22 protein-coding genes and 2 riboswitches are annotated in these 26,973 nt (G+C 46.7%); of the genes, 11 read left to right on the forward strand and 11 right to left on the reverse strand.

Annotation, left to right across the window (positions count from 1 at the left end; genetic code table 11):
* From CR205_RS00280 to CR205_RS00295, 4 genes are all read right to left on the reverse strand, one after another.
* Entirely contained in the window at window positions 1-990 is a 990-nt protein-coding gene (locus tag CR205_RS00280; protein WP_110515795.1) for a hypothetical protein, read from the reverse strand.
* Window positions 974-2,152: a DUF58 domain-containing protein gene (locus CR205_RS00285; protein WP_110515797.1), complete on the reverse strand. Its 1,179-nt coding sequence runs from the start codon at window positions 2,150-2,152 to the stop codon at window positions 974-976. Before CR205_RS00285 ends, CR205_RS00280 begins: the two co-directional genes overlap by 17 nt.
* Window positions 2,149-3,099: an AAA family ATPase gene (locus CR205_RS00290; protein ID WP_110515799.1), complete on the reverse strand. Its 951-nt coding sequence runs from the start codon at window positions 3,097-3,099 to the stop codon at window positions 2,149-2,151. The genes CR205_RS00285 and CR205_RS00290 overlap by 4 nt, the downstream gene beginning before the upstream one ends.
* Before the next feature lie 171 nt (window positions 3,100-3,270).
* Window positions 3,271-3,855, reverse strand: a complete 585-nt coding sequence (locus tag CR205_RS00295) for a helix-turn-helix domain-containing protein (protein WP_110515801.1) — start codon at window positions 3,853-3,855, stop codon at window positions 3,271-3,273.
* A 239-nt stretch (window positions 3,856-4,094) separates the two neighbouring features.
* Here CR205_RS00295 and CR205_RS00300 point away from each other — a divergent pair, with 239 nt between their 5' ends.
* Window positions 4,095-4,832: a sensor histidine kinase gene (locus tag CR205_RS00300; protein WP_110515803.1), complete on the forward strand. Its 738-nt coding sequence runs from the start codon at window positions 4,095-4,097 to the stop codon at window positions 4,830-4,832.
* Here CR205_RS00300 and CR205_RS00305 read toward each other — a convergent pair.
* Window positions 4,804-5,097, reverse strand: coding sequence for a hypothetical protein (locus tag CR205_RS00305; RefSeq protein ID WP_110515805.1), 294 nt, complete (start codon window positions 5,095-5,097; stop codon window positions 4,804-4,806). The genes CR205_RS00300 and CR205_RS00305 overlap by 29 nt on opposite strands.
* 138 nt (window positions 5,098-5,235) lie before the next feature.
* Here CR205_RS00305 and CR205_RS00310 point away from each other — a divergent pair, with 138 nt between their 5' ends.
* Window positions 5,236-6,120 (forward strand): diacylglycerol/lipid kinase family protein, encoded by an 885-nt coding sequence (locus CR205_RS00310; protein WP_110515807.1) that lies wholly within the window; start codon window positions 5,236-5,238, stop codon window positions 6,118-6,120.
* A 569-nt stretch (window positions 6,121-6,689) separates the two neighbouring features.
* Window positions 6,690-12,641, forward strand: coding sequence for a cell wall-binding repeat-containing protein (locus tag CR205_RS00315; protein ID WP_110515809.1), 5,952 nt, complete (start codon window positions 6,690-6,692; stop codon window positions 12,639-12,641).
* Window positions 12,642-12,951: 310 nt separating this feature from the next.
* Here the strand turns inward: CR205_RS00315 and CR205_RS00320 are convergent, their stop codons facing one another.
* Entirely contained in the window at window positions 12,952-13,962 is a 1,011-nt protein-coding gene (locus tag CR205_RS00320; RefSeq protein WP_110515811.1) for an NADP-dependent oxidoreductase, read from the reverse strand.
* A 130-nt stretch (window positions 13,963-14,092) separates the two neighbouring features.
* Between CR205_RS00320 and CR205_RS00325 the strand changes: the two genes are divergently transcribed.
* The gene (locus tag CR205_RS00325; protein WP_110515813.1) at window positions 14,093-15,232 is read left to right on the forward strand and encodes a PQQ-dependent sugar dehydrogenase; all 1,140 of its coding nucleotides are present in this window, start codon (window positions 14,093-14,095) and stop codon (window positions 15,230-15,232) included.
* Window positions 15,233-15,298: 66 nt separating this feature from the next.
* Here the strand turns inward: CR205_RS00325 and CR205_RS00330 are convergent, their stop codons facing one another.
* Window positions 15,299-15,601: a hypothetical protein gene (locus CR205_RS00330; RefSeq protein ID WP_142669838.1), complete on the reverse strand. Its 303-nt coding sequence runs from the start codon at window positions 15,599-15,601 to the stop codon at window positions 15,299-15,301.
* A 173-nt stretch (window positions 15,602-15,774) separates the two neighbouring features.
* Window positions 15,775-16,917, reverse strand: coding sequence for a YheC/YheD family endospore coat-associated protein (locus CR205_RS00335; RefSeq protein WP_161524622.1), 1,143 nt, complete (start codon window positions 16,915-16,917; stop codon window positions 15,775-15,777).
* A gap of 159 nt (window positions 16,918-17,076) precedes the next feature.
* Here CR205_RS00335 and CR205_RS00340 point away from each other — a divergent pair, with 159 nt between their 5' ends.
* Together CR205_RS00340 and CR205_RS00345 are read left to right on the forward strand one after the other, a co-directional pair.
* A complete protein-coding gene (locus tag CR205_RS00340) occupies window positions 17,077-17,703 on the forward strand; it encodes a DedA family protein (RefSeq protein ID WP_142669839.1) in 627 nt (208 codons plus the stop codon).
* A 4-nt stretch (window positions 17,704-17,707) separates the two neighbouring features.
* Window positions 17,708-18,694, forward strand: a complete 987-nt coding sequence (locus CR205_RS00345; RefSeq protein ID WP_110515821.1) for a hypothetical protein — start codon at window positions 17,708-17,710, stop codon at window positions 18,692-18,694.
* Window positions 18,695-18,819: 125 nt separating this feature from the next.
* Here CR205_RS00345 and CR205_RS20135 read toward each other — a convergent pair whose 3' ends face one another.
* The gene (locus CR205_RS20135) at window positions 18,820-19,083 is read right to left on the reverse strand and encodes a DNA primase (protein WP_161524623.1); all 264 of its coding nucleotides are present in this window, start codon (window positions 19,081-19,083) and stop codon (window positions 18,820-18,822) included.
* Window positions 19,084-19,338: 255 nt separating this feature from the next.
* Here CR205_RS20135 and CR205_RS00355 point away from each other — a divergent pair, with 255 nt between their 5' ends.
* On the forward strand, window positions 19,339-19,599 hold the full coding sequence (locus CR205_RS00355; protein ID WP_110515823.1) for a metal-sensitive transcriptional regulator: 261 nt from the start codon (window positions 19,339-19,341) through the stop codon (window positions 19,597-19,599).
* A 56-nt stretch (window positions 19,600-19,655) separates the two neighbouring features.
* Here the strand turns inward: CR205_RS00355 and CR205_RS00360 are convergent, their stop codons facing one another.
* Window positions 19,656-20,006 (reverse strand): hypothetical protein, encoded by a 351-nt coding sequence (locus CR205_RS00360; protein WP_110515825.1) that lies wholly within the window; start codon window positions 20,004-20,006, stop codon window positions 19,656-19,658.
* 160 nt (window positions 20,007-20,166) lie between these two features.
* Window positions 20,167-21,063, reverse strand: coding sequence for a YitT family protein (locus tag CR205_RS00365; protein ID WP_110515827.1), 897 nt, complete (start codon window positions 21,061-21,063; stop codon window positions 20,167-20,169).
* 280 nt (window positions 21,064-21,343) lie between these two features.
* On the opposite strand from CR205_RS00365, the gene CR205_RS00370 reads away from it, so the two are divergent.
* The 4 genes from CR205_RS00370 to metX all read left to right on the forward strand — a co-directional run bounded on the left by CR205_RS00370 (window position 21,344) and on the right by metX (window position 26,912).
* Window positions 21,344-22,102, forward strand: coding sequence for a DeoR/GlpR family DNA-binding transcription regulator (locus tag CR205_RS00370; RefSeq protein WP_110515830.1), 759 nt, complete (start codon window positions 21,344-21,346; stop codon window positions 22,100-22,102).
* Entirely contained in the window at window positions 22,099-23,025 is a 927-nt protein-coding gene (pfkB, locus tag CR205_RS00375; RefSeq protein WP_110515832.1) for a 1-phosphofructokinase, read from the forward strand. Before CR205_RS00370 ends, pfkB begins: the two co-directional genes overlap by 4 nt.
* Window positions 23,025-24,929: a PTS fructose transporter subunit IIABC gene (locus tag CR205_RS00380; RefSeq protein WP_110515834.1), complete on the forward strand. Its 1,905-nt coding sequence runs from the start codon at window positions 23,025-23,027 to the stop codon at window positions 24,927-24,929. Before pfkB ends, CR205_RS00380 begins: the two co-directional genes overlap by 1 nt.
* A 367-nt stretch (window positions 24,930-25,296) precedes the next feature.
* A riboswitch (SAM riboswitch) is annotated at window positions 25,297-25,405 on the forward strand.
* Between the two features lie 185 nt (window positions 25,406-25,590).
* Window positions 25,591-25,696: riboswitch (SAM riboswitch) on the forward strand.
* Window positions 25,697-25,793: 97 nt separating this feature from the next.
* Complete coding sequence (gene metX, locus CR205_RS00385) at window positions 25,794-26,912, forward strand: homoserine O-acetyltransferase MetX (protein WP_110515836.1); 1,119 nt, start codon at window positions 25,794-25,796, stop codon at window positions 26,910-26,912.
* Window positions 26,913-26,973 lie beyond the last annotated feature (61 nt).

Genomic DNA, 26,973 nt, shown 5'->3' on the forward strand with positions numbered 1-26,973 from the left:
TCAAAAATGCCTCCTGACTTCCTGCTCCGGCTTTAGTATGTTCCTCAGTGTCTCCCAGGACCGTGGAAGCTGATTAACTTCATGAGAAGGTTCATCCTGAAAGTGTTCTGAAGCGGTCGATGTCTCTTTGTCCTTTCTAAGGCGGTATAAAGCGTAGAGAAATCCTCCAGCCAATAGAAGTCCGCCGACCATCCAGAAAAAAGCGATCGAGCCAATAAACGTTTCATCCACGTCAACTTCCTCCATATCAGGAAAAAACGATTCCCCATCACCCTCAGACTCACTTGGATTCTCCATCACTTCTTCTTCAGTATTCTCAGGAAGAATCATAGATAAGAAATATGCAAACGGCATCATCAGGTAACCACCTGCCAAAAGAAGGATACGAAATCCTGCAAAAAAGACGGCTGCCAGTACCGGAGTAAATAGTCCCGCCACCAGACCGAGCACGGCAACCGCCCCAAACACGGCCGCCGTCCAGCGGAGGTGGGAAGCCAGCTGGCGCGCAGCAAGGCCTGAACCGATGGCGCTGTTCAGAGCAAGAACAAAGGCTGTCGCAAAGAAATGGGCAATCATCACGTACAGAATCGCCTGGTGTGAAGGAGCTTCTGAAAGGAGCAGGTAGTAAACAGTACCGACAATCAGCGACAGAATTAATACGGTTACCTCCCTGCTGTCCCCTTCATTGCGCATGTGGCTGATCAGCCTCCAGAATAAAAACAGCACGATAATAGCCGCTGTTCCAATATGAAAACCGCCAAGCCATGCGCCGCCTATCATGACAGGAACGACGGAAAGGGCATAACCGGCCGGTTTGAACTTGAATAGGAGAGTGAAAAATACACCGGCTCCGATTAAAGTAACGGCCGTATATAAAACAGGGGGAGGATAACCGGGTCCATCCATATAAACGGGAAAAAGCAAAAGATAGAGGAACAGCATATCCAGTCCGGTTCTCATCAGTGCAGGAAGACTACGTTGCCAAAACATCTGCATCGCCTCCTTCTGATGGGATCAAGATTGCCTGTGTGCCTAATTTCCCGGCTTTTCCGTAATAAAACCGCTCCATATAGCCATATGTACCAAAATGCAGAATGGCCTTCGGAGGTTCAGAGCGGCTGCTCAGAATACGCTGCAGGAGCCTGTCTTCTGAAATCGTCAGCTGCCCGTGTCTCAGGCGGGCGAAAATTTCAAGCGCTCTCATGCCATGCTGCTTTCCTTCATCTGCGGCAAGATAAAGGCCATTATCCGATCCTGGAATCCGGACATTGACATAAAGATCAAAACGAATTTGGTGACGGACAGCGTAACGGACCGCAAAGCAAGCCTGGCTGAGGACGGTTTCCAAGTCAGGGATGGTGGAAGAAACAGTCTCGTCGGAACGAACATTAATGACCATCGTCCATTTAGACAAGGTCACATTTTCATATACATTGGTCTGAATTTCCCCTGTTCGTGCTGTGGCTTTCCAGTTCAGACGGTTAAAAGGGTCTTTACTCTGGTAAGGTCTTGTCCCCCGCGGCATCGTCACGTCTTCAAACAGAGAAAAAGGCTGGACGTGCTGTCCCTTTTCCTGAAGGTGAAGGGTTTTGAGCTGGCTCAGGGCTGCAGGATCAGGATAAACGACCACATCTCCCCTGAAAGACCCATGATACTGCATTTTCACAAAGCTGAGTCTAAACGGATCGTAAATCACTGCTTCAAGGGAGCGGACCTGTACGGTTCCTCTTTTTACTGCCTGGACAGGAACGGAGAACCGCCGGGACGTGCCAGGTGGAATGCTCAGGCTTTTTTGATATGAAGAGGGATCGTCTGTATTTTTACCAAGAGCAGACTCATGATCATACAGGTGGCAGCCCCATGTCCCGTTAATGACAGGAAGCCGGCTTTGATTTGTAAAGGGAATGGTAACGTGCCCTTCTTCCCCGGGGAAGAGCCTGATGGTCTGGTGTTCGTAAGGAATTGTCAGACGAGAAGTCACATACCTGAGGTACCACCTGTTCACGAACACAAACAGAATAAAAAAGACAGATAGACTCGCCATGAGAATATCTCTCATAATGACAGCAGTGAGGAGCAGGAACGGCACCAGCATCAGCATTGCTGTGTAGGTTCTGGAATGACGCGATTCAATCAGCCATTCCTTTTTCATCTTACGTAGCCTTCTTCAACCGGAGCGGGGATTTGCTCGAGTATCCTTTGCAGCACGTCTTCTTTCGTTTTCGTCATTGAACTTTCAAGTGTCAGGACGAGACGATGGCTCAGCACAAAAGGCGCAAGTGTCTTGACATCATCAGGTGTGGCGTAGGTCCGGCCTGAGAGGCAGGCTTTTGCCTGAATACTCCGTACAAATGACAGGGTGCCTCGGGGGCTTACACCGGCATCTGTGTCTTCTGATTCCCGTGTTGCCCGGATAATCTGCAGCAGATAATCCTCTACGGATTCGTGAATCGCTACCTGTCCCGCCTCTTTTTTCATATGGAGAAGGTCTTCGGTCTTTAAAACAGGCTCAAGTTCTTCGAAAGGTTTTTTGCCTTTGTAAAGACGGATCATCAATCTTTCTTCTTCCACAGTGGGATAGCCGGAACGAATCTGCATAAGAAACCGGTCCATCTGGGCTTCTGGAAGAGCGAAAGTTCCCTGCTGGGATTCAATCGGATTCTGTGTGGCGATGACAATAAAAGGCTGAGGGAGGGGAAGCGTTGTGCCATCAATCGTAACCTGCGCTTCTTCCATCACCTCCAAGAGGCTGGACTGGGTACGCGGCGTCGCCCGATTTATTTCATCAGCAAGAAGAATATTAGCCATAACAGGTCCCGGTCGCATTTCGAATTCCTGGGTTTTGGGGTTGAAAAACTGTACACCGGTAACATCTCCGGGCAGCACATCAGGGGTAAACTGAATTCTTTTGAATGAGCCGTCAGTCAGGCGTGCCATCGTTTTAGCCATCACGGTTTTTCCTGTGCCTGGCACGTCTTCAAGGAGAATATGTCCGCCGCTGATCAGGCTTACAAGAATCAGTTCGGTAAGTTCCTCTTTTCCTGTAAGTACTTTTCCAACTTCTTTTTTTACGCTATGCAATGTTTGCTGTATGTCCATTTGTACATCTCCTTTTTGACCGTTATGTTTGATCGTACCAGTTCCCTAACAGAATAGTCTGACTCATTTACGCAAAAACATATGCTTTGGTTTCAAGATCTGCTTGCGCAGCATAAACCGCGTAAAAAAACGCCTGCATTGCAGACGTTTACGAATTTCTGTAAGGAGAACTCAGCATTCATCTATTACAGGTTCTTCTTTAATATATAAGTTTTTCGTTTCTTTAAAATAGTAGGTGAGATCCGTGGACATGGTGGCTGCGCCGATAATGCTGCCGTCCCGGACCCGAAGCGGCTGGGCATGAACATCAAAATAGGCTTCACCTGATGAAAGGGGATAACAGATGACACACCTCTTCATGAGCCCCGTTTCAATCACTTCTTTTTTCAACTCCGTCAGCTTTTGTCCACCAGGGTGGCATGTCAGTTCATCAGCACGCTTACCAAGCCATTCGTTCTCACTGAAATCCGGGTGAGGATTGTAAAGCCAGGTATATCTCAGTTCAAGGTCGCAGTGACTGAGAATCACAGGTGCACTGGACAGAGTACTCATAAATGGGTCATCAAAATCCTCCATAAAGAAAGCCGAAGGATTGAATCCAAGTACCCTGGCAATGTGACCCGCCACGCGTATGCTTGGATTGCGCGACCCTTTTTCAATCTGTGCATAATAGCTTCTGTTAATAAATGCCCGGCCGGCGACATCTTCCTGTGTCAGTTTTCGATCCAGCCTGAGGGCGGTTAACCAGTTCCTCATATGTGATCACCACTTGATGAAAATTATCATGATGTGGCAAACTGCCACATTATAAACCCCTAAACAATTGGTACTATCAAGTTATAGAAAACTTACAGACTATTATAAGGGAAGCCGATATTTATTTGTGCGAAATTATCAAAAACATCTGTAATTGGTCAAAAAGGCCTCGGTTGTTAACATAATAAGTAAACAGAAGAGCGTCACATAATGATTACGGAAAAGGGGGCACAGGAAAGGTGAAGTTTCAGGAACAGGCATTTCGAATCAATACAAAAAAAGTAAATCCTGCAGAAGAAAGCTTTGAAGAAATCGGTAAAATGATGGCTCATGAGATGCGAAATCTCCTTACAGTATGGCGGGTGGTAGTGGATCTGTACGAGTGTGACATCGACACGATGCATCAGACCATTCTTAGTCATGAAATTAATTCCGTAGAGGGCTTTATTAACAGAATGATGCTGATTTCGAAATCATACAGAGCTTCGGACTGGAAAAAGGAAGGTATAAATCAGCTGGTCAGGGAATGTATTGATGCACTCGCATTTCAGGCTTACAAGCACAATGTGAGCATAAAAGTCTGCTGGCTTGAGGAAGAATACGAGCCGGTTGTAGTAAAGGAACAGCTGTCTGCCGGGATTACAGAACTGCTGAAAAATGCGATTCAGGCTTCGGGTGAAAATAGTGAAGTTAATATTACGATAAAAAAAGAAGCAGACCGGCTGCAGATTTCAATTAGAGACCAGGGGACCGGCATGGACAGCGATCAGGTGGAGCGGCTCGGAAGACCGACATATATGATTGAGGGTTACGGGACAGGACTAGGTGTGGCGGTTGCCAAAAGAGGGGTCTTCCTTCACAATGGCACACTTTCTTACTTAAGCAAAGAACAGGAGGGGACAGAAGTAAGGCTGGAACTTCCTCTCTCAAAAACCTCCTTTCCTGAAATTATGATTCCTGACGATCAAGCTTTTTGAAGGCGTCAATGAAAGGGGCCGGGTCATCTTTCACCATATAGGAATAGACACCTTTACTCGTATGGAGGTAGAGGAGTCCCTCTTCTTCCTGGAGCGGCCGATAGGAAATATCAAATACGTCCTTAAACTTGAAAGACCGGTGGGCAGTCTGTATTTCATTCTGATCCATTGTGAGTGTGCGCTCATGCTCAACGGTTTTCTGTTCAATACTGTTCGTGACTTTATGAACTTTATAGTAGGTTTGTTTAACAGGCTGATTCAGCATATTTCCCCGCCTTTTAAATGGGTCATTTGTATATTATTCTAATCGCGCATCTCCCCGATTTCAACTTATTCCACCTGTCTCTCCGTTTCGGAATATATAATAGTAAATAGAGAGCGGGACACAGTGAGGGGGAGGAAGATGATTTGTTTTTTTGTGAATCCGGCTTCCGGAGGCGGAAACGGAACCAGAGTATGGAAAAAGGTTGAACGGGCAATTCGTAACAGGGAGTCATGGTCAGTGGTGTTTACTGAAAAACCAGGAAGCATTAAAGAACACCTTGAAAGCGGGGCCTTCTCTGACATCACTGCAGCGATAGCGGTAGGCGGTGACGGAACGATTCATGAACTGGCTAATGCAATAAAGGGCAGAGACATTCATCTCGGCGTCATTCCGGCTGGCTCAGGCAACGACTTTGCCAGAGCCCTGGGTATTTCTAATGACCCTGTTAAAGCGGCAGAAAATATTTTTCTGGGTCGGACAATCCGGCTGGATCTGGGGAGCCTGGATGAACGCCTGTTCCTGACAGCTGTAGGATCCGGTTTTGACGGAGAGGTTGCCAGAGTGACAAATAAAGCAGCCTATAAAAAGTGGCTGAACCGGATTAATGCAGGCAGACTTGCCTATCTGATCGGAGTTGTGCAAGTGCTGATACGCTACCGTTCCTGTAAAGTACGCATGGAAATAAATGATGAAAAATTTGAACTGGATAACGTGTGGCTTATTGCAGCAGCGAATCTGAAATATTATGGGGGAGGACTTCCAATTTGTCCGACTGCGGATGGAGAAGACGGAAAACTATCGATTTGCGCCATTCACGGTGTATCAAAGTTGAAAGCGCTGACGATACTTCCGCGAGTCGTGACAGGAAGTCACACAGGATTAAAAGGAGTGGCCATGCTGGAAGGACAAAGCTGCAAAATCACCTCCGATTCACCTCTTCCTATTCAATATGACGGGGAGTATGCTGGAAAAATGAACGCGGTTATTCGTAATATACCGAGCGCAATAACTGTCATAATTTGAGAGATTTTACTTTACCGGAAAGGTATTGCTCCTGGAGAAAATAAATTCAGCTTAATGATTCGAAAGTTTCATTTTATACAAACTTAGTATTTTCAGGTTTAAAGTTCATATAACGAGTATTGACCTGGGAGGCCTTCATGATAATGGATGCCTCTTTTTGTAATGAGAAAATCAGTCTATAAGCAACGAAATAAAATAGGTATTAGTGCCTAATTAAGAGGTGATCCAGTTAAATATACTTATTATAAATTTAAGCTTCAAAGGTAAAGTAATTATATTTATATAATATATCGTTTTCTTATATACTGCTTTGTACGTATCTGTTTTACAGTAAATCTACATATAAAGCAGTCTTTTTTGACGGAAAAATAGTTATTACGCTCTTAATCTGTGTAAAAAAATGTCGAATAATGACTAGTTTTGTATTTTTTCATTTTTATGGGGGTAAACGGTTGAATTTTTTAAATTATTTAAATATTATGGTCACTACACGTTCTACAAAATCCATATCGTGGGAGAGGAGGAAAGTCAAAACAAAAATGTGAACAAAAAATAGGAGGGTTTTTATTTTGAGGAGAGAAAACCAGAGAAAATTCCGCGTTCAATTTTCGATCGTGATGGCGATGATGCTTGTATTTACGCCTTTTGCCAGTCTTTCGGCGAATGCGCAGGGGGATGCTGAATCGGACACCTTCACGACATTTAAGGATGAGAATCTCCAGACTGCTGAAGAGAAAGTTGATTCGGCAGTAATGGATTTGTTTGAAGAAGAAGAGTACGTGAGTGTACTCATCGAGATGAACGAACAGGTTGATACAAACGCTGTCGTTCAGAATCTTGACCTAAACACAGCCACGAGTGACTACCAGGAAAAACAATCGAAGCGTTATGCCGTTTTTGATGCGCTTCACTCCACCGCAGAAAGAACACAGGCACCACTACTTAACTCCCTTGAACAGGCACAGAATGACGGACTCGTACAGGATTTCGAAAGCTTTTACATTATGAACTACGTGCATGCTGAAGTTTCTCAGGAATACTTAGAAGAGCTAAAGCATCGTCCTGAAGTAGCGAGCATTCGTGAAAATGGATGGATCGAAATTGATCTTCCGGAACAGGAAGACCTGCCGGAAGTACAGAATGATGACAATGTAGAATGGAACATTGATCAAGTTCAGGCTGTTGATGCATGGTCCTTTGGTTTTGAAGGCGCCGGAATCACAGTAGGGGTCATTGATACAGGTGTTCAATGGGATCACGATGCACTCATTGAAAACTTCCGCGGCTACAATCCTGAAGACCCGGATAACCCTGACGCATATGGAAACTGGCTTGACCGGACAGGGAATGCTGAACTTCCTGAAGATATCATTGACCATGGTACTCACGTAACCGGAACAGTTCTTGGTCAGGATGCCGCACAGGAGAATATCATTGGTGTAGCACCTGAAGCACAATGGATTGCCGCACGTGCGTTCACCGCATTTGGCGGATCTGAAGCTGATCTTCTCGCTTCTGGTGAGTACATGCTCGCTCCGGAAGACAACCCGGATCTGGCACCGGATATCGTGCAGAATTCCTGGGGAGGCCAGCCTGGTGTAGATGACTGGTACCAACCGATTGTACAGGCTTGGAGAGATGCAGGACAGCTGCCTGTATTTTCAGCAGGGAACTCAGGCCCTGGTGCGGAAACAGTCACACCTCCTGCCAATTATCCGGAAAGCTACGCAGTAGCTGCGACGGATATTGACAACGAGGTTGCAAGCTTTTCCAGCCGTGGACCTTCCAACATGGATGGGGATGACCAGAAGCCGAACATCTCCGCGCCTGGTGTAAACATTCGTTCTTCCGTACCAGGTAATGGATATGAAGGCGGTTTTAACGGAACATCCATGGCAGCACCGCATATCGCAGGTACAGCAGCAATCCTGCTCTCCATTGATGCGGGACTGAGCCCGGATGATATTGAAGACATTCTTGATGAAACAGCTACACCACTTACAGATGACCAGTACACAGAAGTACCGAACGATGGTTACGGTGTCGGACTTCTGAATGTGTATGATGCAGTAGCGATGGTTTCTGATGGTGTTGGTACAATTGAAGGACACGTTCTTCAGGAAGGTTCTGATGACGAGGCTCCTGAAATTGAGCACAGCCCGATTACAGAAACATATGCAGGACTTGATGTACCTGTAACAGCTCACATTACTGATAATGTTGCAGTGACTGAGGCGATGATTCGTGTAAGTCATGAAGATCATGATTACGACGTTAATATTCCAATGGAACTTGTAGACGGTGACCATACAGATGGGGAATACCGCGGTTATATTCCTTGGAATTTCGTCCAGGAACCAGGATTTGAATATCGTATTATTGCTCACGATTTCGGTAACAACGCATCTTCAACCGATGATTTCTGGGTTGATGTTGAATTCGGTGTTGAGCCGGATGAGTATACAGAAGATTTCGAGAACTATCCGAACGGATGGACACTCGAAGGCGACTGGGAGTGGGGTTCTCCTGAAGCCGGACCTGAACCGGTAATCGGAGAGAATCTTGTCGGAACAAACCTTGAGGGGAACTATTCCGATAATCAGGCATCACTTGCGATGCTTCCGCCACTTGACCTTCGTGATTCAGACGAAGCTTCTGTAAGACTTAACCACTGGTACGATATTGAAGACGGATTCGATCTTGGGGCAGTAGCCGTAAGTAATGACTACGGTGAAAACTGGGATCTTGTAGACATCTTTACAGGCCAGGATCAGGAATGGAGAAATCTATTTGTCGATCTTGACAGCTATGTGGGCAGCGAAGACCCTGTTCTTGTAGCATTTGAGTTTATAACCGATGTGGATACAAACTATCTTGGATGGTACCTTGATAACGTGAACCTTATTGGAGAAGATGACGAAGCGCCAAGCGTACCTGAAAATCTTTCTGCAGAGCAGTCTGCTGTAGGCGTTTCCCTATCGTGGGATGCTTCGCCGGAAGTTGACACTGCAGGTTACAACGTTTACCGTTCCGAATCAGCAGACGGTGAATTCGAACACATTGGCGACACTTCTGCAACAGCATTTAACGATACAGATACAGAAGGCGGAACAGAGTACTTTTACTATGTAACAGCCTTTGATTTCAGCGGAAACGAAAGTGACGGATCCAACGTTGCTTCTGCTGAAGCGCCTCATGTTGTTGTGGCTTACTACAGCGACTTCAACGAAGATGAAGGCGGATTTACCACTGACGGCGAAAACAACAGCTGGGAGTGGGGCGAGCCGACATCCGGACCGGGTGAAGCCTACGTTGGAGACAACCTTTGGGCAACTGGTCTTGGTGGAGACTACAACAACAGTGAAGACAGCTATATTGAAAGTCCGGAGATCGAGCTCGGCGATGAGCTGAATTCAGCAACTCTTCACTTTGCACACTGGAAAGACATTGAAGACGGCTGGGACTACGCTTATCTTCAGGTATCCAATGACGGCGGAGACAGCTGGACTGACTACGCTGAATATACAGGAAACCTTGAAGAATGGCAGGAAGGGGAGTTCGCCCTTGATCAGTACATCGGCGATACTGTCCAGATCCGTTTCGCACTTGACACGGATTCCATCATCACGGATGCCGGCTGGTATATCGATGATGTGATGGTTCTTGCTACAGCGGATGAAGTGGACTACACTCCTGAAACAGCACCAATTGAGCGCACAACTGTCGATACTGACCGTGAGCGTTCAGAAGCAGATGCATTCAGCTTTAATCTTCAAAAGGATCTGAGCGAATACAATGCCGAAAAAGTTTACGCAAATCAGATTGTGGATGAAGAAAGCGGCCTTCCGCTTGACGCAACAGTAACCGCCCTTGAAAGCGGACGTACGGTAAACACGAATCCTATGGACGGTTCCTACACGATGAGCCATCCTCCAACAGATGAAGGTGAAACACTAACCCTTCAGGCTGATGCTTACGGTTTCTATCCTGAAACAGCAGAAGTCTCTGTTGAAGCAGATGAAACAACGTATCAGGATTTCCTTCTTGATCCAATGGCCACTGGCGTAATCGACGGAACAGTTGTTGATGAGCGTACAGGTGAAGCCATTGAAGGTGCGACTGCACGTGTGCTTGAGGACTACAACCTCGACACTGATGTTACAGGCGCTGACGGAGACTTTACAATTGAAGATGTTATCTACGGTGAATACACACTTCGTGTTACTGCAGATGACTACCATCCTGCAGAAGTTCATGTAGAGGTGGAAGGCGATGAAGTTACGCACGTAACTGTTGAAATGAGACCATTTATCGGTTTCGATGATGAAATCGCCTACGATAACGGCGAAGCGGAAAATGCCCTCGTTCTTAACGATGCCGGAAACGGTATGGGTGTACGCTTTACTCCGGAAGGATCCACAGAAGTACGCGGTGCAACCATGTACATCTGGGGTGAGGATTTCCCAGAGCCTGGCGGCGATCATACTCAGGTAGCCGTTTATGAAACCGACAGCAATGGGAACCCGACGGATATGGCAGTCGGACCGATCGACGTTGAAGTTGAGCGCGGCGGCTGGAACTACGTTGACTTTGGTGACGAAAGCTTTGTCACTGAAAACGATTTCCTGATCACGACGATCCAGACGGAAATCGGGGAACTCTCACCGGCTGTCGGTACCGATGAAGAACAGCCGAATGCTGAGCGCTCCTATGTATACCTTGGCGGATCTTTTGACCAGGAATCTGACTTTGGCAACTTCATGATCCGTGCCAACGTTGCGTACTCTCTTGATGCACCTGTCATTGAGACACCTGAAGATGGTACGTTCACATCTGAAGACAGCATCGAAGTAATTGGTCAGGTAGATACTGAAAGTGAAGTAACGATTTACAATAACGAAGACACTGCAGCCGTTGTGGAAACAGATGAAGACGGTAACTTTGCAGCCGATGTGAGTCTTGAAGAAGGCCACAACTCCATCTACGCGGAAGCAACGGTTGAAGACGGAACGTCTGATCCTTCAGAGCCGGTAACGGTCATCAAGGATACTGTCGATCCTGTTATCGATCTTGAAACTCCTTACGATGGCATGGAAACAAGCGATGAAGTGATTACGGTAAGCGGAACAATCACAGACGAAAACTTCTCTCATGCAACCGTGAACGGGGAAGAAGTTGAAGTAAGCGAAGATGGATCGTTCTCAACAAGGGAGATCCTTGAAGAAGGAGAAAACACGATTACTATTGAAGCGACCGACCTTGCTGGTAACACAGCAGTGAAAGAAGTAACTGTCTACGTTGATCTTACAGCACCTTCCATTGAAGATGTGCAGCCTGACAGTGACGTAACTGTTGAGCCTGGAGAGGACGTAACAGTCTCCTTTAACAGTGACACTGAAGGCGGAGAAGCGAGCTTTGTTGTAACTGTACCAAGTGCCGGGGACACGAATAATGACCACCGTGTAACAATGGAGGAAACAGAGCCGGGTCATTACTCAGGTACCTGGACAGCACCGGATGCAAGCTTTGAAGACGGTGTAGTGGAAATTACACTTGAAGACACAGTTGGAAATACGAGCACGGCCTATGCAGAAGGTACTGTAACAGTTGGTGAAGCTGCTGATCCTGTTGTAGACAGACTGTTTGGTGACACTCGTTACGAGACCGCTGTTGAAATCAGTCAGGCCTGGGATGCATCGGATGTGGTTGTTCTGACAAACAACGCAGCTTATGCAGACGCACTTGCTGGTGTACCACTTGCACACCATTATGATGCACCAATGCTTCTTACAAACGGTTCAGCTCTTACTGATGTAACAGCTGATGAGCTTGACCGTCTTGATGCAGACCGTGTCATTGTACTTGGAGGCGCAAACGTGATTGAAGACAGTGTAGTTGCTGATCTTGAATCTCATGGCCTTCATGTAGACCGCATTGCCGGTGACAACCGTTACGATACTTCCTACGAAATTGCAAGCTACCTGAACACGCAGTTTGATGTAGACAGTGCGGTTGTAGCGAACGGACAGGACTTCCCGGATGCCCTGAGTGTTGCATCTTATGCAGCTCAGCACGGAATGCCGGTTCTATTGACTGGATCTGATTCCCTGTCTGCTCCAGCAGCACAGGCACTCACATCACTTGATGTGGAAGATGCACTTGTCGTCGGTGGCTATACTGTCATCGATGAAGACGTACAAAATCAGGTAGAGGCTCTAGGTGTGAACAGCCAACGTCTCGGCGGTGAGAACCGTTTTGAAACCAACATCGCTGTAACGGAGCACTTCGCTCCTGAAACGGATCATATGTATGTTGCAACAGGTCTGAATTTTGCAGATGCCCTTACTGGCGCAGCTCTTGCGGCTCAGAACGACAGCGGTATCCTGCTTACAGGATCTTCTGTTCATGCTCCGGTTGCAGATTACATTTCCGGTTCTGATTTGAATCACCTTACGATCTTCGGTGGACCAAGCGCGGTCAGCTCAGAGATCGAATCAGATCTTTACCAGCTTCTTCAGTAATTATCAGAAGATGCACAAAAAGTCACGGGCCCTGGTGGGTCCGTGACTTTTTTGCTGCTGTTTTTGCCGGGCTATAGGAAACGTGCAAAAAGAACCTGAAAAAATACGACAACAAGCGTATGAAATATACGCCGACTCCTGCGGGAGGAAAAGCGCAGATGAGACCCCGCATTGCGAAGCACGCGGAGGCTCAGCCGCTTCCCGCGGAAAGCGGCGTATATTTCAGAAGCGATATACGCGAATTGCATAATTTTGTTCGGATTTCTGTCTGTACAATTCCTTATGTCCCGCCCTATAACAGTTGAAGAGATTATTCATCAGAGACTTTAATCAGCTGTTTACCGAGATTTTTACCTTCAAAGAGACCAAGAAAGGCATCAGGAATAGAGTCGAACCCTTCATTTATTGTTTCTTCATATACTAGTCTCCCTTCCTGCAGCCACGTGCCGAGCTTCTGTGCTCCTGTCTGAAATTCATCAGCATAATCTGACACGATAAAGCCCTGAACACGGAGTCGCGATTTCACAATGAAAGGATGAATTCGCGGACCATAATCATCACCGGATTTGTTATAGGAGGAGATGGCCCCGCACTGAGGAATACGTCCGAAGTCGTTCATGAGCGGATAAACGGCCTCTGAGATTGTCCCGCCCGTATTATCAAAGTACACGTCAATGCCTTCGGGACAGGCTTCCTTCAAGGACTGGTGAAGGTTTTTCTCTGTTTTGTAATTGACTGCTTTATCAAACCCGGCTGTTTCGGTAAGGTAGCGGGTCTTTTCGTCCGTGCCGGCAATCCCGATCACTCTGGCGCCGTGGAGCTTTGCAATCTGTCCAGCAATCATGCCCACTGCACCTGCAGCACCGGAGACAACAGCCGTCTCCCCTTCTTTAGGCAGGCCGATTTTGGTCATCCCAAAATAAGCCGTCAGCCCCGGCATACCAAGAGTCCCGAGATAGGCGGTGAGTGGGGCGGAATCCGGGTCTATTTTGCGGAGGTTGTGTTCATCGGCTGCATTATATTCCTGCCATCCCAGGTGGCCTGTAACATAGTCGCCTTCAGAAAAGCGGGTACTGGTGGATGAAACGACTTTTCCAACGATTCCTCCGTCAATCACTTCACCAAGTTTAAATGGAGGAACGTAGGATTTGGTATCTTCCATTCTGCCTCTCATATACGGATCAACCGACACGTAAATTGTACGGACGAGAACCTGGTTGTGCTTAATAGAAGGAATCGGCCCATCCTCCAGCTTAAAATGTTCGTGACCGGGCATCCCTTCAGGACGTTTGTGAAGCAGAATACGCTTTTGCATTTCCATGTAAAAACCTCCCTGATTTATGATCGTTACGGGGTCATTATAAAGAACCGGGAGTTATGAATGCGAACGATCTGCCTGAGCGGTTTTGAATAAACAGGAAAAGGAATACTGGAAAAAAGGAGGATGAACAATGATGAAGAAATGCAGTTTTTTTATAGATTGGCGCGTTTTTAATAATGACAAATCGAGCAACGGACGGCAGATAAATAGGGTTAAGGTAACAATGATCCTCGCAGCGGGACTGTTTCTGTCAGGGTGCGAATCAGAGGAAACAGGAGAACAGGGTGACGGAGGAGACTCCCGTGAAGAGATAACCGGGGAAACAATCGCTGAGAACCTGGATGTGCCATGGAATATCGCTCAAACAAATGGCACTTTTTATATAACAGAGAGGGACGGGATGATTGCAGAAATTGATTCGGCCGGAGATATACAGAGAGAACCTGTCAAAACGGAGGAAGCGATTCTCTCAAGAGGAGAAGGGGGACTTCTCGGCATGGTGATGAAAGAGGATTTCGCTGATAACGGGGAAGCAATAGTTTACCATACTTATGAGGCGGAAGATGGAAGCATCATGAACCGGATTGTGACAGTGCAGAAAGAGGAAGGGGAATGGAGCGAAACCGGTGTTCTGCTTGATGAAATACCAGGTGCGGCTATCCATAACGGAGGACGCCTGGAGATCGGTCCTGATGGGTATTTGTATGCTGCCACAGGTGATGCGGACGAGCCGGACTGGAGTCAGAATCGTGATAATCATGCAGGAGCGATTCTCCGGATGACGCTTGATGGGGAAATTCCTGGAGATAATCCCTTTCCCGATTCCTATATATATTCCTACGGGCACCGAAATCCTCAGGGAATGACCTGGCTTGATGACGTAATGTACAGTACTGAACATGGTCCTGTGGCACAGGATGAAATTAACGTTATTGAACCTGGGCGTAATTATGGATGGCCGGTCATCAGCGGGGACGAAACGGAAGAAGGAATGGAGACACCGCTGGTTCATTCCGGGCAGGATACGTGGGCCCCTTCCGGTATGACCATTTTTGAGGGCAGGATCCTTTTTGCCGGGCTGAGGGGAGAGGCGCTGTATGAACTGGATCCTGAAGAGGAAGGAATATCATTGGTTTATGATGGAGCGGGAAGAATCCGGGATGTATGGAGTGATGGGGAGTATCTGTATGCGATTACGAGTAATACAGACGGCAGAGGAGATCCTGTTGAAGGAGATGACCGGCTGATTCGGCTGACTGTTAATCAATAGGCCCCCTTCAATTTTGCTGATCTGGTATTTATGGCAGTGTATAAACACAAACAAAAAAGCAGAGGCTCAATGAGTCTCTGCGTGAAATTTGGGGAAACTTAATGAGTGGTATTGAGTGGCGGCGAAGTGTTTCATCTCTTTCCAGCATGTGAAGTCAGTATGACAGGCAACATACCTTGACCAGAGGGGACATTTGTCAATTTCACTCTGGGCTTTGGCCGTAAGAAGACAAATATTACTGGCCTCAACCATATCATCAAAGTTCTGGAACTCTGTATATTTTTGCATAAAAGCTTCATTAAAAAGGTCTTCAAGGAACACGGGCTCTCTTTTTTTGATAAGCGCAGTTCTTCTTTTGACTTTCATCACGGCAGTCCCCCGGTTTTAGGTTTTCGTCCTATTGGAATTATAGACAGCCTGTGGTGATTTTATGCTTTGCCTGTTCTTTTTCTGTCCCTTTAGACCCATACCCGGGTGGGCAAATCGTAAACCTGTTTTCAGAAATAGACTGTTTTTGTATATTTTTGTCGAATCAAAATAGGCTATAAATGCATGGCCTCATTTTTTTCTGCGGACCCTTCCGTGAGGTATCTGGCGTACTTGAGCAGATTCCCTGCATTTTCCTTTAACCCATCCTGGCCGTATGATTTTTCAAACGACACCTTTGCACTTTTGGAATTAGCCTCGATTAACCAGATCCGTCCTTTATTATCAATTCCAAAATCAATACCGATCTCGCCAAAGTTACCGTATGCCTCTTCGAGTGAAAAGTATATTGTTTTGAGAAAAGCCTCAATTTCATCTACGACTTCTTTTACTTTTTTCTCTGAATAGCCAAGTTCAGATTCGAAAAATATTTCTGCCGGCATCGCTGTGGAGTGAACAGTAATAGGAGAGCGCTTCAATCCCACTCTTGCTGCAATTCCGCCTATGGTGATCTGTTCACCGGTTCTTTGTACTTCTGCTCTAAAATCCACATTGCATCCATTTAAAGTTATTAAATCAATAGCTTGCTGTGCTATAAACTTCTTTTTCTTAAAAAATTGGCTGAGAGGCCTCTTCAGTTTATTCATATTTGAAACCGACCGGTTCCGCAGGCGGCTTCGGAAATGGCTAAATTCAAATGATCGTGAGTTGCGGTACTGTACTTTAACAACTCCTTTTCCAAGGCTGCTGTGCACTTTCTTCAGATAAACGGTTTTGTATTTTAACAGAAACCTGCGGATATCGTTAAATGAATGTACGTTAATAGTAGGGGGAAGGTAGGGTGCAGCCTTTTCTATTCCCTGGAGCTTTTTATAGGTATCATATTTATCGAAACTTGCCTGGTTGTTGATGGATGGTATCCCCTTACCTTTAAACCCTCGTCTAACTTTTGTGACCAGTCCGTTCCTTGTATAAATTCTTTCATAGACGACTGTGGGGAGTGGAGAATCCATTAATTTCCATTTTTTTGCTTGAATGTCATAATATAGAGCGTTTTTAATTATATTTTCTCCCATGACTACGTCTTCCGGACTGAAGAAAATAACGGTGTCGCCAGCCTTGGCTGCTTCTGAAGCAAGCAGTTCCATAAAGCGGTATCTTTTATGATCCTTAACTTTTCTTTTCAGTATCATTTTGTGTGCATTGGATAAAAATACACCGAGTCTTACAGGAGCTGATTGTTCTTCGGTTCCCTGCATAAAAAAACTCCTTTCCCGAACATCTATTTCATACATATGTTCATGACTACTCATCGGTCACTATGCGTTGTTTCAAGTAAGGTAAACAGGGTATCTTAATGAAAACGGAAGCAATTAACCTGGTGATTTTCCGGACTAGCAGCAGGCGGTGTTTTGGACATGGTGGAACTCATACTTGAATTTCTAAGGGAACTGGGCTTTGCAGGACTGTTTATCGGAATCGTTGTGGAGGCATTATCGGTGCCTTTCCCTGCAGCTCTCTTTGTTCTTGTTTATGGATACATACTTAATCCTTCCCCTGGGGAGATTGTTCTTCTTGCACTGGGCAGTGCAGTGGTTTATACCACATTCAGTTACGTTCCTTACTTTTTGAGTATTAAGTTTGAGCCGTCCATCAGGAGAAATGTGAGCAGGGAGAAAGTAAAAGTTGCAGAAGGCTGGATTCGGAGATATGGAGAGTGGATGATCGCTGCCGGGCGTTTCCTGGGAATGGGGTATATCGCCTATATTGCCGGATTCAGCAGCATACGTCCATTAGCGTTCGGTCTGTATACATTTGCAGGCTTTTTCCCTCTGTCACTTCTGATGTTCTATCTCGGTACTCTTGGCAATCTGGAATTTATGGCAGATACATTCCAGAATGCCCAGTGGTTCATCTTCAGTGTGCTCGCGGTGCTGATTACGGTTTACCTCGGCTATCGTGTGCTGCGAAAAAAAGGGCTCATTCCAACTGGAAAAAAAGAAGAACCGCGGGTACGGAGAAGAACCCGAAAAGAGGGAAGGTGAAACCATGCCGTATTTCAGAGTAATCCTGACAGCAATTGCAAAGATGCTCAGTAAAGTGTTCAGTATGGCCACGCTCACATTCTTTGGGAGAATCCCCTCAAGGGATAATTCCAAGGTGAGTCTAATGGGCCTTCTGTCTCTTTACTGGCTATATATATTTATTTCTGTTTTATTTCCGGATCTTGCGGAAATGTTTATTCCGTTTATACCGGATGACGACACGATCATCCGTATTACGTCCATCGTGATCTTTATTCTCCTGCCCCTTGCAGTTGGATTTATATCTACAAGAATGGAAAACAGAAGCGAAAATGGTTCTGTAGTCAAACAGACGCTCATGGGCTATCCTTATGCCCTGACACTTGGGACTCTCGCTTCCCTTCTGATCGTTATCATTCCTCTCATGAAGCTTCCGAAACTTCTGAAGATGCATGAGCAGACACAGTTTGCCATTATGATTCGAAAAGGGAAGTATGACGATGTTCTGGCGGAACTGAAAGAAATTCTGGATAGCCACGGGATCGAAGCAGACGTTCATTCGCCAAACCGGTTTATCTGGACATGTTTTATCACGCTTGCCTATGTACTGGAGAGCATTTATAACAAAAAACTTGCGAAAAGAATGAAGTACATCTCCGTAAATGTAGATGGTGAGGATGTAGAAATTACGCTGCATGCAACCGATATTTCCATGATTGGGCCAAGAAAGCAGGTCTATTTTCTAAAGCACCTTCTGTCAGAGGAACTTGAACCTGAAAACATTTTTTTTACGTGGGACGAATCAGTGCAGGAAGTTGAGGAGAAAATCTGCAGCCTTAAGAAGCGGCTTTATGAAGGAAAGGACATCAGCCATTCCGAAATTACGGAACTCACAGATAACCTGCGTACGAGACCGCTAACCAATGAAGACTGGAATGCCGTAAGACGGCAGATCTATAAGCTGGAACGGGATTATTTCAAGATGAAAGTGCCGGAGCAGAAAGGGGACTGATCGGTGAAGCAATACCCGCGGGAAGCGTCCGCCGGCAGGGTAATAAAAACAACAATCTTTACGAAAAGAGCGTTATAAAAGAAAGCCGGTTCCAGGAAGGAACCGGCTGGTTTAACTATAGATAATTACTCGTCGCCTTCTTCGTCTTCTTCAGCGTCAAGCTCTTCTTCGTCTTCTTCAAGATCATCTTCAGCGTCGATCTCTTCGTCATCTTCTTCAAGATCGTCTTCAGTGTCAACCTCAGCATCGTCGCCTTCAGCGTCGTCTACTTCAGTTTCTTCTGTATCCTGCTCAAGTTCTGTTTCAGTATCAGTGTCCTCGTCGCCACATGCTGCGAGTACGCTTAGTGCAAGAACGCTTGCCATAGTAAGTTTCATGTACTTTTTCATTTGGTGTTACCCCCTAAAAGTCATTGTGTGTGTTACAAACAGAATCGTACACCGCCCGAGAGTGTTTAACAATAGAGATTGGACATTTTTTACTTTTTCCCACATGAGTCAGTATTTGTTTGAGAATGTGTGGTCATTTTACACAATGTCGTTTCAAGGTTTTTTTACGCCTGGTTGTTTCAGGTTTGATTTGCCACGTCAGGGAAATCATTATACTATTAGGATAAGTGGAGTAGAAATGAAGGTGGGTTAACAATGCAGTATTCTGATGATATGAAGAATCGCCTGAAAAGAGTGGAAGGACAGGTTCGCGGCGTTCTTAGAATGATGGAAGAGGAAAAAGACTGCCGGGATGTAATTACCCAGATGTCGGCTGTCCGAACAGCCGTTGACCGGGCTACGGCCTATGTTGTAGCGAAAAACCTGGAACAGTGCCTCCGTGAAAACACAGAGACTGAGGACGAGCGTGAAGCTATGATTGAAGAAGCAATTAAAATGCTCGTAAAGAGCCGCTAAAAAATGAAGGGTGTGCCTGCTGTAAAAATGCGGGCACACCTTTTTAATTTTATTTATTATTCAGGCTTTGCTTTTCTAAGTCTGCCTGCCGAGATCAGAAAGACAGGGAGAGGAATCAGGACCCATGCGAGACTTTTGACCATACTGTTTGCAGCATACGCACGCTGGTTATCAAGGTAGGTATCTCGTTCCAGTTGGAAGCGGGCACGAAGGTCTTCTTCGGACACTTCTTCAGCAAATCCTTCCTTCACATTGTGCGCATGATTCTGAGCATAGCTTTCATAGGTGTCATAGTATGGACCGGGTACGAAATAATCACTTGCACTCATAATAACAGCGACACTGCCCCCAATCATCATAACCAGCGTCACAAGCATTACTGCGTAGAGATAAACATTACGTACCATCCGGGAACGCCCCTCTCCGATATGTGGTTTTTCTTTCATAATACAAGATATGCGGTCTGGCGGGAATCAAGACTCAGTTCAGGAACAGGAAATATTTTTCGACATTGGCTTGTCTTCATAAGAAAATCCCCGTCTATTATAAGTCGGGGATTTTTGAAGGCTACTGGGCCGGCGTCATATGACGCTGGCTCTGATCGAACGTAAATCCTTCTCCTGACACTTCTTTCACATCGTTTATTGAAACAAAGGCATACGGATCAATCTCATCAATGATTGATTTCAGCTGAACAAGTTCGTTTCGGTTGACCACGCAGTACATAATATCCCGGTTGTCGCGGGTAAAGCTTCCGCGTCCGGTCAGAACAGTTGAGCCCCGGGACATCCGCTTGATCACTTCATCGGAAATTTCCTCCGTTTTATCTGAAATAATCATCGTCGACTTCGCAGCGCTTGCTCCTTCAATTATAAAATCAATCACGCGGCTGGTAACGAACACCGTGACGAGTGTATACATCGCCATCGTAGTGTTCAAATGAATGAGGGAAACTGATATGACAAACGCGTCAAACGTGAACATAAATCTGCCGAGACTCATGCCTGTGTATTTATTTGCAAGCCGCGCGAGAATATCAGCACCACCTGTCGTCCCGCCTGCCCGGAAAATCAGCCCGAGTCCGGCTCCTGTAAAGACTCCGGCAAAGATGGACACGAGTATCATGTCATCCTGAAGTGGAAGCTGGGTGACCGGATAAAGTTCAAACAGACGGAGGGAAGCAGAGAGGGCGATTGTTCCAATAATGCTGTAAATGAGCATCACGCGTCCCAGGAGCTTATATCCGATTATAAACAGCGGAATGTTTAAAAGCAGGTTGGAGAGAGAGGGCTCGATGGCAAAAAGGTAGTAAAACAGAAGCGTAATCCCGGTAAACCCTCCATGAGCCAGTCCATTCTGCAAATTAAAATGAATAATACCAAAACCAAACAGCAGCGTACCAAAAAGAATAATCAGGATTCCTTTCAGCCGGATTCCTTCAAAAACATCAAAAAGACGAGTCATAGAGAGAATACCTCCTTTATTTTATGCTGAGCCCTGAATTTGCTCTGATTTAAGACTTTTTGAAGTATAACACAGGGGTATAACCAACCCAACACCTGGCACGGCGGTTTTTTGAAGTGTTTATTTTCCGAAAACCGTAACCGTTTTCTTTCTCAAAAAGGTCTTGTGTGACTGGTTGTGATCGTTTTTGAAAAAATCCAATTGTATTTGAATGAAAATGATTGATTTTAAAAATTGGAGCGGTTACAATAAGCCTAAGGTTAGAAAAGGACGTGACATTATGCTTACTTTCGAACGGCACGAGAAGATACTTGCACTTCTGAATCAGTCAAAAACGGTCAAGCTTACGGAGCTGACAGAAGCAACCGGTGCATCAGAATCCACGATCCGCCGTGATTTAACGGATCTTGAACAGCAGAGAAAATTAAAGCGGGTTCATGGCGGGGCCTCTGTCCTGACAGGCAGACGCGAGGAGCCTTCCCTGCAGGAAAAATCACTGAAGGACCAGGATGAAAAGTCAGCACTTGGTCGGGCAGCTGCTGATTTGATCAACGACAACGAAACCGTGTTTATTGATGCAGGATCAACAACAGCAGCGATCATTCCTTTCATACAGGACAGAAATATTACAGTGGTGACAAACGGCTTGAACATCATTTCGGCGCTTGCGGGAACAGGTGTGAAAACTTACGTTCTTGGCGGTCAGGTGAAGGGAGGCACATACGCCTTTGTAGGTGCCGGAGCGCTGAATTCGATTCAGGCATACCAATTTGACAAAGCATTCCTCGGGATGAACGGTGTGGACCCGGTATTCGGCTATTCAACACCTGACCCGGAAGAAGCGATGATCAAACGTCAGGCGCTGGCACATTCTGGTGAAGGCTATGTGCTTGCCGACCATACCAAGCTTGGTGACACAGCTTTTTCAAAAGTTGCCGGACTCAGAGAAGCCGTGCTCATTACTTCAGATAAAAGCAGTGAATCCATTATTGAAGATATTGAGAAACAAACGAACGTACAGGTGGTGAAAACAACATGATTTACACAGTCACATTAAATCCATCTGCAGATTATTTTATGGACGTTCCGGATTTTGAAACAGGAAGAACGAACCGGGCGGCAGAGACTCAGGTTGTGCCCGGAGGAAAAGGGATTAACGTTTCCAGAGTTCTGACGCGCCTGGAAGTCAAAACGAAAGCCATCGGTTTTCTGGCCGGTTTTACCGGAACATTTATTGAAAACACGCTTAAAGAGGAAAACCTGGATACCTCCTTTGTGTATACAGAGGGAATGACGCGGATCAATGTGAAGCTGAAAGCGGGAAGTGAAACAGAGATAAACGGTACGGGATGCCGTATCACTGATCGTGATCAGGAAGAACTCTTTGGAAAACTGGGAGAACTGAACGGGAATGATTATCTGGTTCTTGCAGGCAGTCTCCCTGATGGGGCAGACAAGGGCATTTACAGGAAAGCAGTGGAACTTGCGAACCGGTCTAAGACGAAAGCCATAGTGGATACGGTTGGACTGCCATTAACAGAAGCGCTTAAAGCCGGACCATATTTAATCAAACCGAACGAAGCAGAGTTAAGTGACTTTGCCGGCAGGGAACTGTCGGGCCTGGATGATGTCAGAAAAGCCGCTGAATCGGCTGTACAGGCTGGAGCTGAAAATGTCCTGGTGTCGCTTGGAAGCAGAGGGGCTTTACTTGTTAACAGGAATCATGTGCTTTCAGCCCGGCCTCCAGAAGGTACTCTGGTTAATTCAGTCGGAGCGGGTGATTCCATGGTAGCCGGTTTCCTCTACGGAGAAACGCTGGGACTGCCCCTTAAGGACTGTTTTGCCTACAGCGTGGCTTCAGGAAGTGCTACGGCATTTTCACAGGGATTCTGTCATAAAGAACAAGTTGAAACACTCGTAAAAAGAGTGATTGTAAAACACGAAAGCGGGGAGGAAGAATAATGAGAATCACAGAGTTACTCACACAGGATACTGTCCTTCTTGACCTCAAAGCATCAGCTAAAGAAGCCGTTATTGATGAAATGGCCGAAAAGCTGGACCGTGCCGGTAAATTGGCAGACCTGAAGCTGTTCAAGAAAGCGATCAGGGAAAGAGAGTCGCAGAGTTCCACCGGAATTGGTGAAGGTGTGGCCATTCCACACGCAAAAACCAAGGCAGTAAAAGAGCCGGCAATCGCGTTTGCCCGTTCTGCGGAGGGTGTGGATTACGAGGCGATCGACGGACAGAACAGTCATCTGTTCTTTATGATTGCGGCTTCAGAGGGAGCCAACAATGAGCATTTGCAGGCTCTCTCCCGCCTGTCCACTCTGCTTATGGACGAGGACTTTCGTCAGACATTAATGGAAGCGGATTCAGTCGAAGAAGTGCTTCGTGCCGTTGATGAAAAAGAGAAAGAAAAGCTTGGCGCCGAAGACGAGGACAGAGCAGCCAGGAAGGGGGACACATCCGGGAAACCGTTTGTGGTTGCTGTCACCGGGTGCCCGACCGGAATCGCCCATACGTACATGGCAGCGGATGGCCTGAAGGCTAAAGCAAAACAGATGAATATTGATATAAAAGTGGAAACAAACGGATCTGACGGTGTTCGCAGCCGGCTCACGCAGGAAGAGATCGAACGGGCTGATGGTGTCATTATCGCGGCGGATACGAAGATAGAAAAGGAGCGGTTTGCCGGAAAAAGGCTGGTGGATGCGCCTGTTAAAGACGGCATCCGTAAACCGGAGGATCTGCTTAATAAAGCTGTCGGGGGGAACGCACCTGTATACAAAGGGGACGGAAGTACCGGAGCCTCTTCAGGGGATGGACAGGAAGACAGGCGCCCCGGTTTTTACCGCCACCTGATGAACGGGGTTTCCAACATGCTGCCATTCGTTGTGGCAGGCGGGATTTTGATTGCCCTCAGTTTTGTTTTTAATGAGCCTGGTGCAGAAGAAACTCACTGGTTTGGAGATATTCTCAACATGATCGGCGCAGAATACGGCTTTTATCTTATGATCCCGGTTCTTTCCGCATTCATTGCAAGAAGTATCGCTGACCGTCCTGGATTTGCTGCCGGTATGATCGGCGGTTTAATGGCGGTAAACTTTGAGGCAGGTTTCCTGGGCGGTATTATTGCCGGTTTCCTTGCCGGTTATCTCGTACTGCTCTTCAGACGAGTATTTGCTTTTATCCCGCCGTCACTTGACGGAATCCGCACGATTCTGATTCTCCCGCTGTTCGGGGTATTCTTTACCGGGCTGATCATGTTTTACCTTGTTACACCGCTCAATGCCTTCTCGCGGGGAATTGAAGGCTGGCTGGGCGGACTCGGGACCGGAAATATTGTACTGATGGGGATCCTTCTCGGGGCTATGATGGCTGTTGATATGGGAGGCCCGATTAACAAAGCTGCATTTACTTTTGGACTTGCCATGATTGAAGCAGGGAACTACGCACCGCATGCGGCCATTATGGCAGCAGGGATGGTTCCGCCGCTCGGAATTGCCATTGCGACAACTTTCTTTAAGTCCAAATTTACCCGTCAGGAACAGGATGCCGGAAAATCAAACTATGTTCTCGGTGCATCCTTTATAACAGAAGGAGCCATACCATTTGCTGCTGCAGATCCGGGACGTGTGATTCCGTCAATCATTACAGGCTCTGCTATCGCCGGAGGTCTGGCCATGCTCTTCGGGGCTGCGACACAGGCTCCGCACGGGGGACTGTTTGTGCTCCTGCTTGTGGATAATTGGGCGCTCTATCTGATTGCCATTCTGACAGGTGCTGCCGTAACCGCCCTGATGCTCGGGTTCTGGAAAAAGCCCGTTCAAAGTGCAGCAGATCACTCTCAGAAACAGGCATCTTAATTTAGAAAATAGTAAGTATACTTCTTAGTCAGTAAACTAATATTATGCGAAGCTGAAGCCAGCTGCGAGATTCCTGCGGCAGTGAAGAGCATTGGCATCTCGATTAAGCCCGATTTGCTTCGACACAGCCAGCTTCGAAGCTTTGCCTGAAGAGGAAGAAGCAGGTCGGCCAGGCGAGACCACGTAGAGTGCAGCTCGCGGAGGCTCGCCGGCACCGCCGCGGAAAGCGAGCGGATGGCGTTCAGCGGAGCTTCGCAAAACTGACGGAAGGGTATACTTATTTAGAAAATTTTAAAATGTTTTGACAGATTAAAAATTGGGTGCTACAATTTTCCTCAATTGCATAACCTGAATTTAAATAATCATTCTTTTATCAAGAGAGGCGGAGGGACTGGACCGATGATGCCCGGCAACCAGCAGCGTTAAGCTGCAAGGTGCTGCTTCCTGCAAAGCCGCCGTGCTTTGGGAGATGAGAGAAGTCAGAAAGCATTGACTTGTTATTAACTCTTCCGCAGCCTTCCAGGCGCTGGAGAGTTTTCTGTTTTTTGCATCAGAGCTATTTCGAAAAATTCCAAGTTTATCATTGACGGTTATGCGGTAAAGTGTTACTATTCAAAATAATTAAATTAGTAAAGTGGCAAACACAACTTAACATTTGATTCTCTTATCCAGAGAGGCGGAGGGACTGGCCCGATGAAGCCCGGCAACCAGCAGCAGATGCTGCAAGGTGCCAATTCCAACAAGGTGAAAGCCTTGAAAGATGAGAGAGACGGTTACATAAGTCTCTCTGTCTTTTCAGGCAGGGAGATTTTTTATTTTCCGGTGCAAAGGCGCAAAGCAATTTGCATGATGTGGAGGTGGATCATGACGGTCAGGCAGGATAAAAAAACAGATTCACAGACAGGGACAGTCATACTGGAGGAAGTGACTCTCGAATCCGGCCGAGTGTTACGACAGGTGGAAACGGCTTATGAACGAGCCGGCAGGAAAAACGGAACACCAGTGGTTGTCTGTCACGCTCTGACCGGTAATCATCATACCGTCGGGACGGAGGAGCGGCCGGGATGGTGGCGGGGTCTTATCCACGAAGGCGGTTATGTGGATCTGAATGAACATGAGGTATTTACGTTTAACGTGATTGGAGGCTGCAGTGGATCAGCTGGTCCCCTTACGCGTAATCCGGATTCCGGCGCTCAGTACAGAAGTGATTTTCCATTTATTTCAGTTCGGGATATGGTACACGTACAGAAGGCAGCGTTGGAAAAGCTTGGTATTACCAGCATTCACGCAGTATTGGGAGGATCACTGGGCGGTATGCAGGCACTTGAATGGGTCACGCTGTATCCGGAGCGAGTCGGGCAGGCAGTCATTCTGGCGGCCACCTCCTCCCTGAGTGATTACGGAATGGCCTATAATGCCATAGCGAGAAAAGCAATAACCGATGATCCGAAGTGGAACGGCGGTCATTATGCAGCCAACGATCCGCCGGTAAACGGTCTCGCCCTTGCCCGGATGACAGGGATGATCACCTACCGTTCAGGAAGCCTTTTTAACCAGCGTTTTCACCGTGAAACGAAACACGGGCCAGGACAGTCCCACGATGAAGTTGCTTATCAGGTTGAATCGTATCTCCTTTATCAGGGAGACAAATTTACAAAACGGTTCGACGCTAACAGCTACCTCTATCTGCTGAAGGCGATGGACAGTCATGACCTGGAGCGGGAAAGTGAAGAGACACTTCAGGAGAGGCTCGCACCTGTCCAGTTACCTGTAACCTTTATTTCCTTCACCGGTGACCTGCTCTATCCGCCGGAAGAGATGAAACGGCTGGCCGAGACCTTTGCAAAGGCCGGAGCGAAAGCAGCATTCTTTGAAGTAGACACCGTATTCGGCCATGATGGCTTTCTTACGGAATACAGCAAGTGGGGGGACATCGTGCGCAGCGCACTGGAGAAACCGGCAGAGGAAGGGAAAGCCATTTAGCCATTTGGAGGCTGAGGCTAGACCTGGGAAAGCGTCCGCCTGGAGCGTAATTGAAATAACC

This window comes from Alteribacter lacisalsi, assembly GCF_003226345.1.
GTDB lineage: Bacteria > Bacillota > Bacilli > Bacillales > Salisediminibacteriaceae > Alteribacter > Alteribacter lacisalsi.

What these genes read in the sequence shown, in the direction of transcription:
- CR205_RS00280 (WP_110515795.1), bottom strand. Translation starts at nt 990, where the DNA reads ATGTTTTGGCAACGTAGTCTTCCTGCACTGATGAGAACCGGACTGGAT.
- CR205_RS00285 (WP_110515797.1), bottom strand. Translation starts at nt 2,152, where the DNA reads ATGAAAAAGGAATGGCTGATTGAATCGCGTCATTCCAGAACCTACACA.
- CR205_RS00290 (WP_110515799.1), bottom strand. Translation starts at nt 3,099, where the DNA reads ATGGACATACAGCAAACATTGCATAGCGTAAAAAAAGAAGTTGGAAAA.
- CR205_RS00295 (WP_110515801.1), bottom strand. Translation starts at nt 3,855, where the DNA reads ATGAGGAACTGGTTAACCGCCCTCAGGCTGGATCGAAAACTGACACAG.
- CR205_RS00305 (WP_110515805.1), bottom strand. Translation starts at nt 5,097, where the DNA reads ATGCTGAATCAGCCTGTTAAACAAACCTACTATAAAGTTCATAAAGTC.
- CR205_RS00310 (WP_110515807.1), top strand. Translation starts at nt 5,236, where the DNA reads ATGATTTGTTTTTTTGTGAATCCGGCTTCCGGAGGCGGAAACGGAACC.
- CR205_RS00320 (WP_110515811.1), bottom strand. Translation starts at nt 13,962, where the DNA reads ATGGAAATGCAAAAGCGTATTCTGCTTCACAAACGTCCTGAAGGGATG.
- CR205_RS00325 (WP_110515813.1), top strand. Translation starts at nt 14,093, where the DNA reads ATGATGAAGAAATGCAGTTTTTTTATAGATTGGCGCGTTTTTAATAAT.
- CR205_RS00335 (WP_161524622.1), bottom strand. Translation starts at nt 16,917, where the DNA reads ATGCAGGGAACCGAAGAACAATCAGCTCCTGTAAGACTCGGTGTATTT.
- CR205_RS00340 (WP_142669839.1), top strand. Translation starts at nt 17,077, where the DNA reads ATGGTGGAACTCATACTTGAATTTCTAAGGGAACTGGGCTTTGCAGGA.
- CR205_RS00345 (WP_110515821.1), top strand. Translation starts at nt 17,708, where the DNA reads ATGCCGTATTTCAGAGTAATCCTGACAGCAATTGCAAAGATGCTCAGT.
- CR205_RS20135 (WP_161524623.1), bottom strand. Translation starts at nt 19,083, where the DNA reads ATGAAAAAGTACATGAAACTTACTATGGCAAGCGTTCTTGCACTAAGC.
- CR205_RS00355 (WP_110515823.1), top strand. Translation starts at nt 19,339, where the DNA reads ATGCAGTATTCTGATGATATGAAGAATCGCCTGAAAAGAGTGGAAGGA.
- CR205_RS00360 (WP_110515825.1), bottom strand. Translation starts at nt 20,006, where the DNA reads ATGGTACGTAATGTTTATCTCTACGCAGTAATGCTTGTGACGCTGGTT.
- CR205_RS00365 (WP_110515827.1), bottom strand. Translation starts at nt 21,063, where the DNA reads ATGACTCGTCTTTTTGATGTTTTTGAAGGAATCCGGCTGAAAGGAATC.
- CR205_RS00370 (WP_110515830.1), top strand. Translation starts at nt 21,344, where the DNA reads ATGCTTACTTTCGAACGGCACGAGAAGATACTTGCACTTCTGAATCAG.
- pfkB (WP_110515832.1), top strand. Translation starts at nt 22,099, where the DNA reads ATGATTTACACAGTCACATTAAATCCATCTGCAGATTATTTTATGGAC.
- CR205_RS00380 (WP_110515834.1), top strand. Translation starts at nt 23,025, where the DNA reads ATGAGAATCACAGAGTTACTCACACAGGATACTGTCCTTCTTGACCTC.
- metX (WP_110515836.1), top strand. Translation starts at nt 25,794, where the DNA reads ATGACGGTCAGGCAGGATAAAAAAACAGATTCACAGACAGGGACAGTC.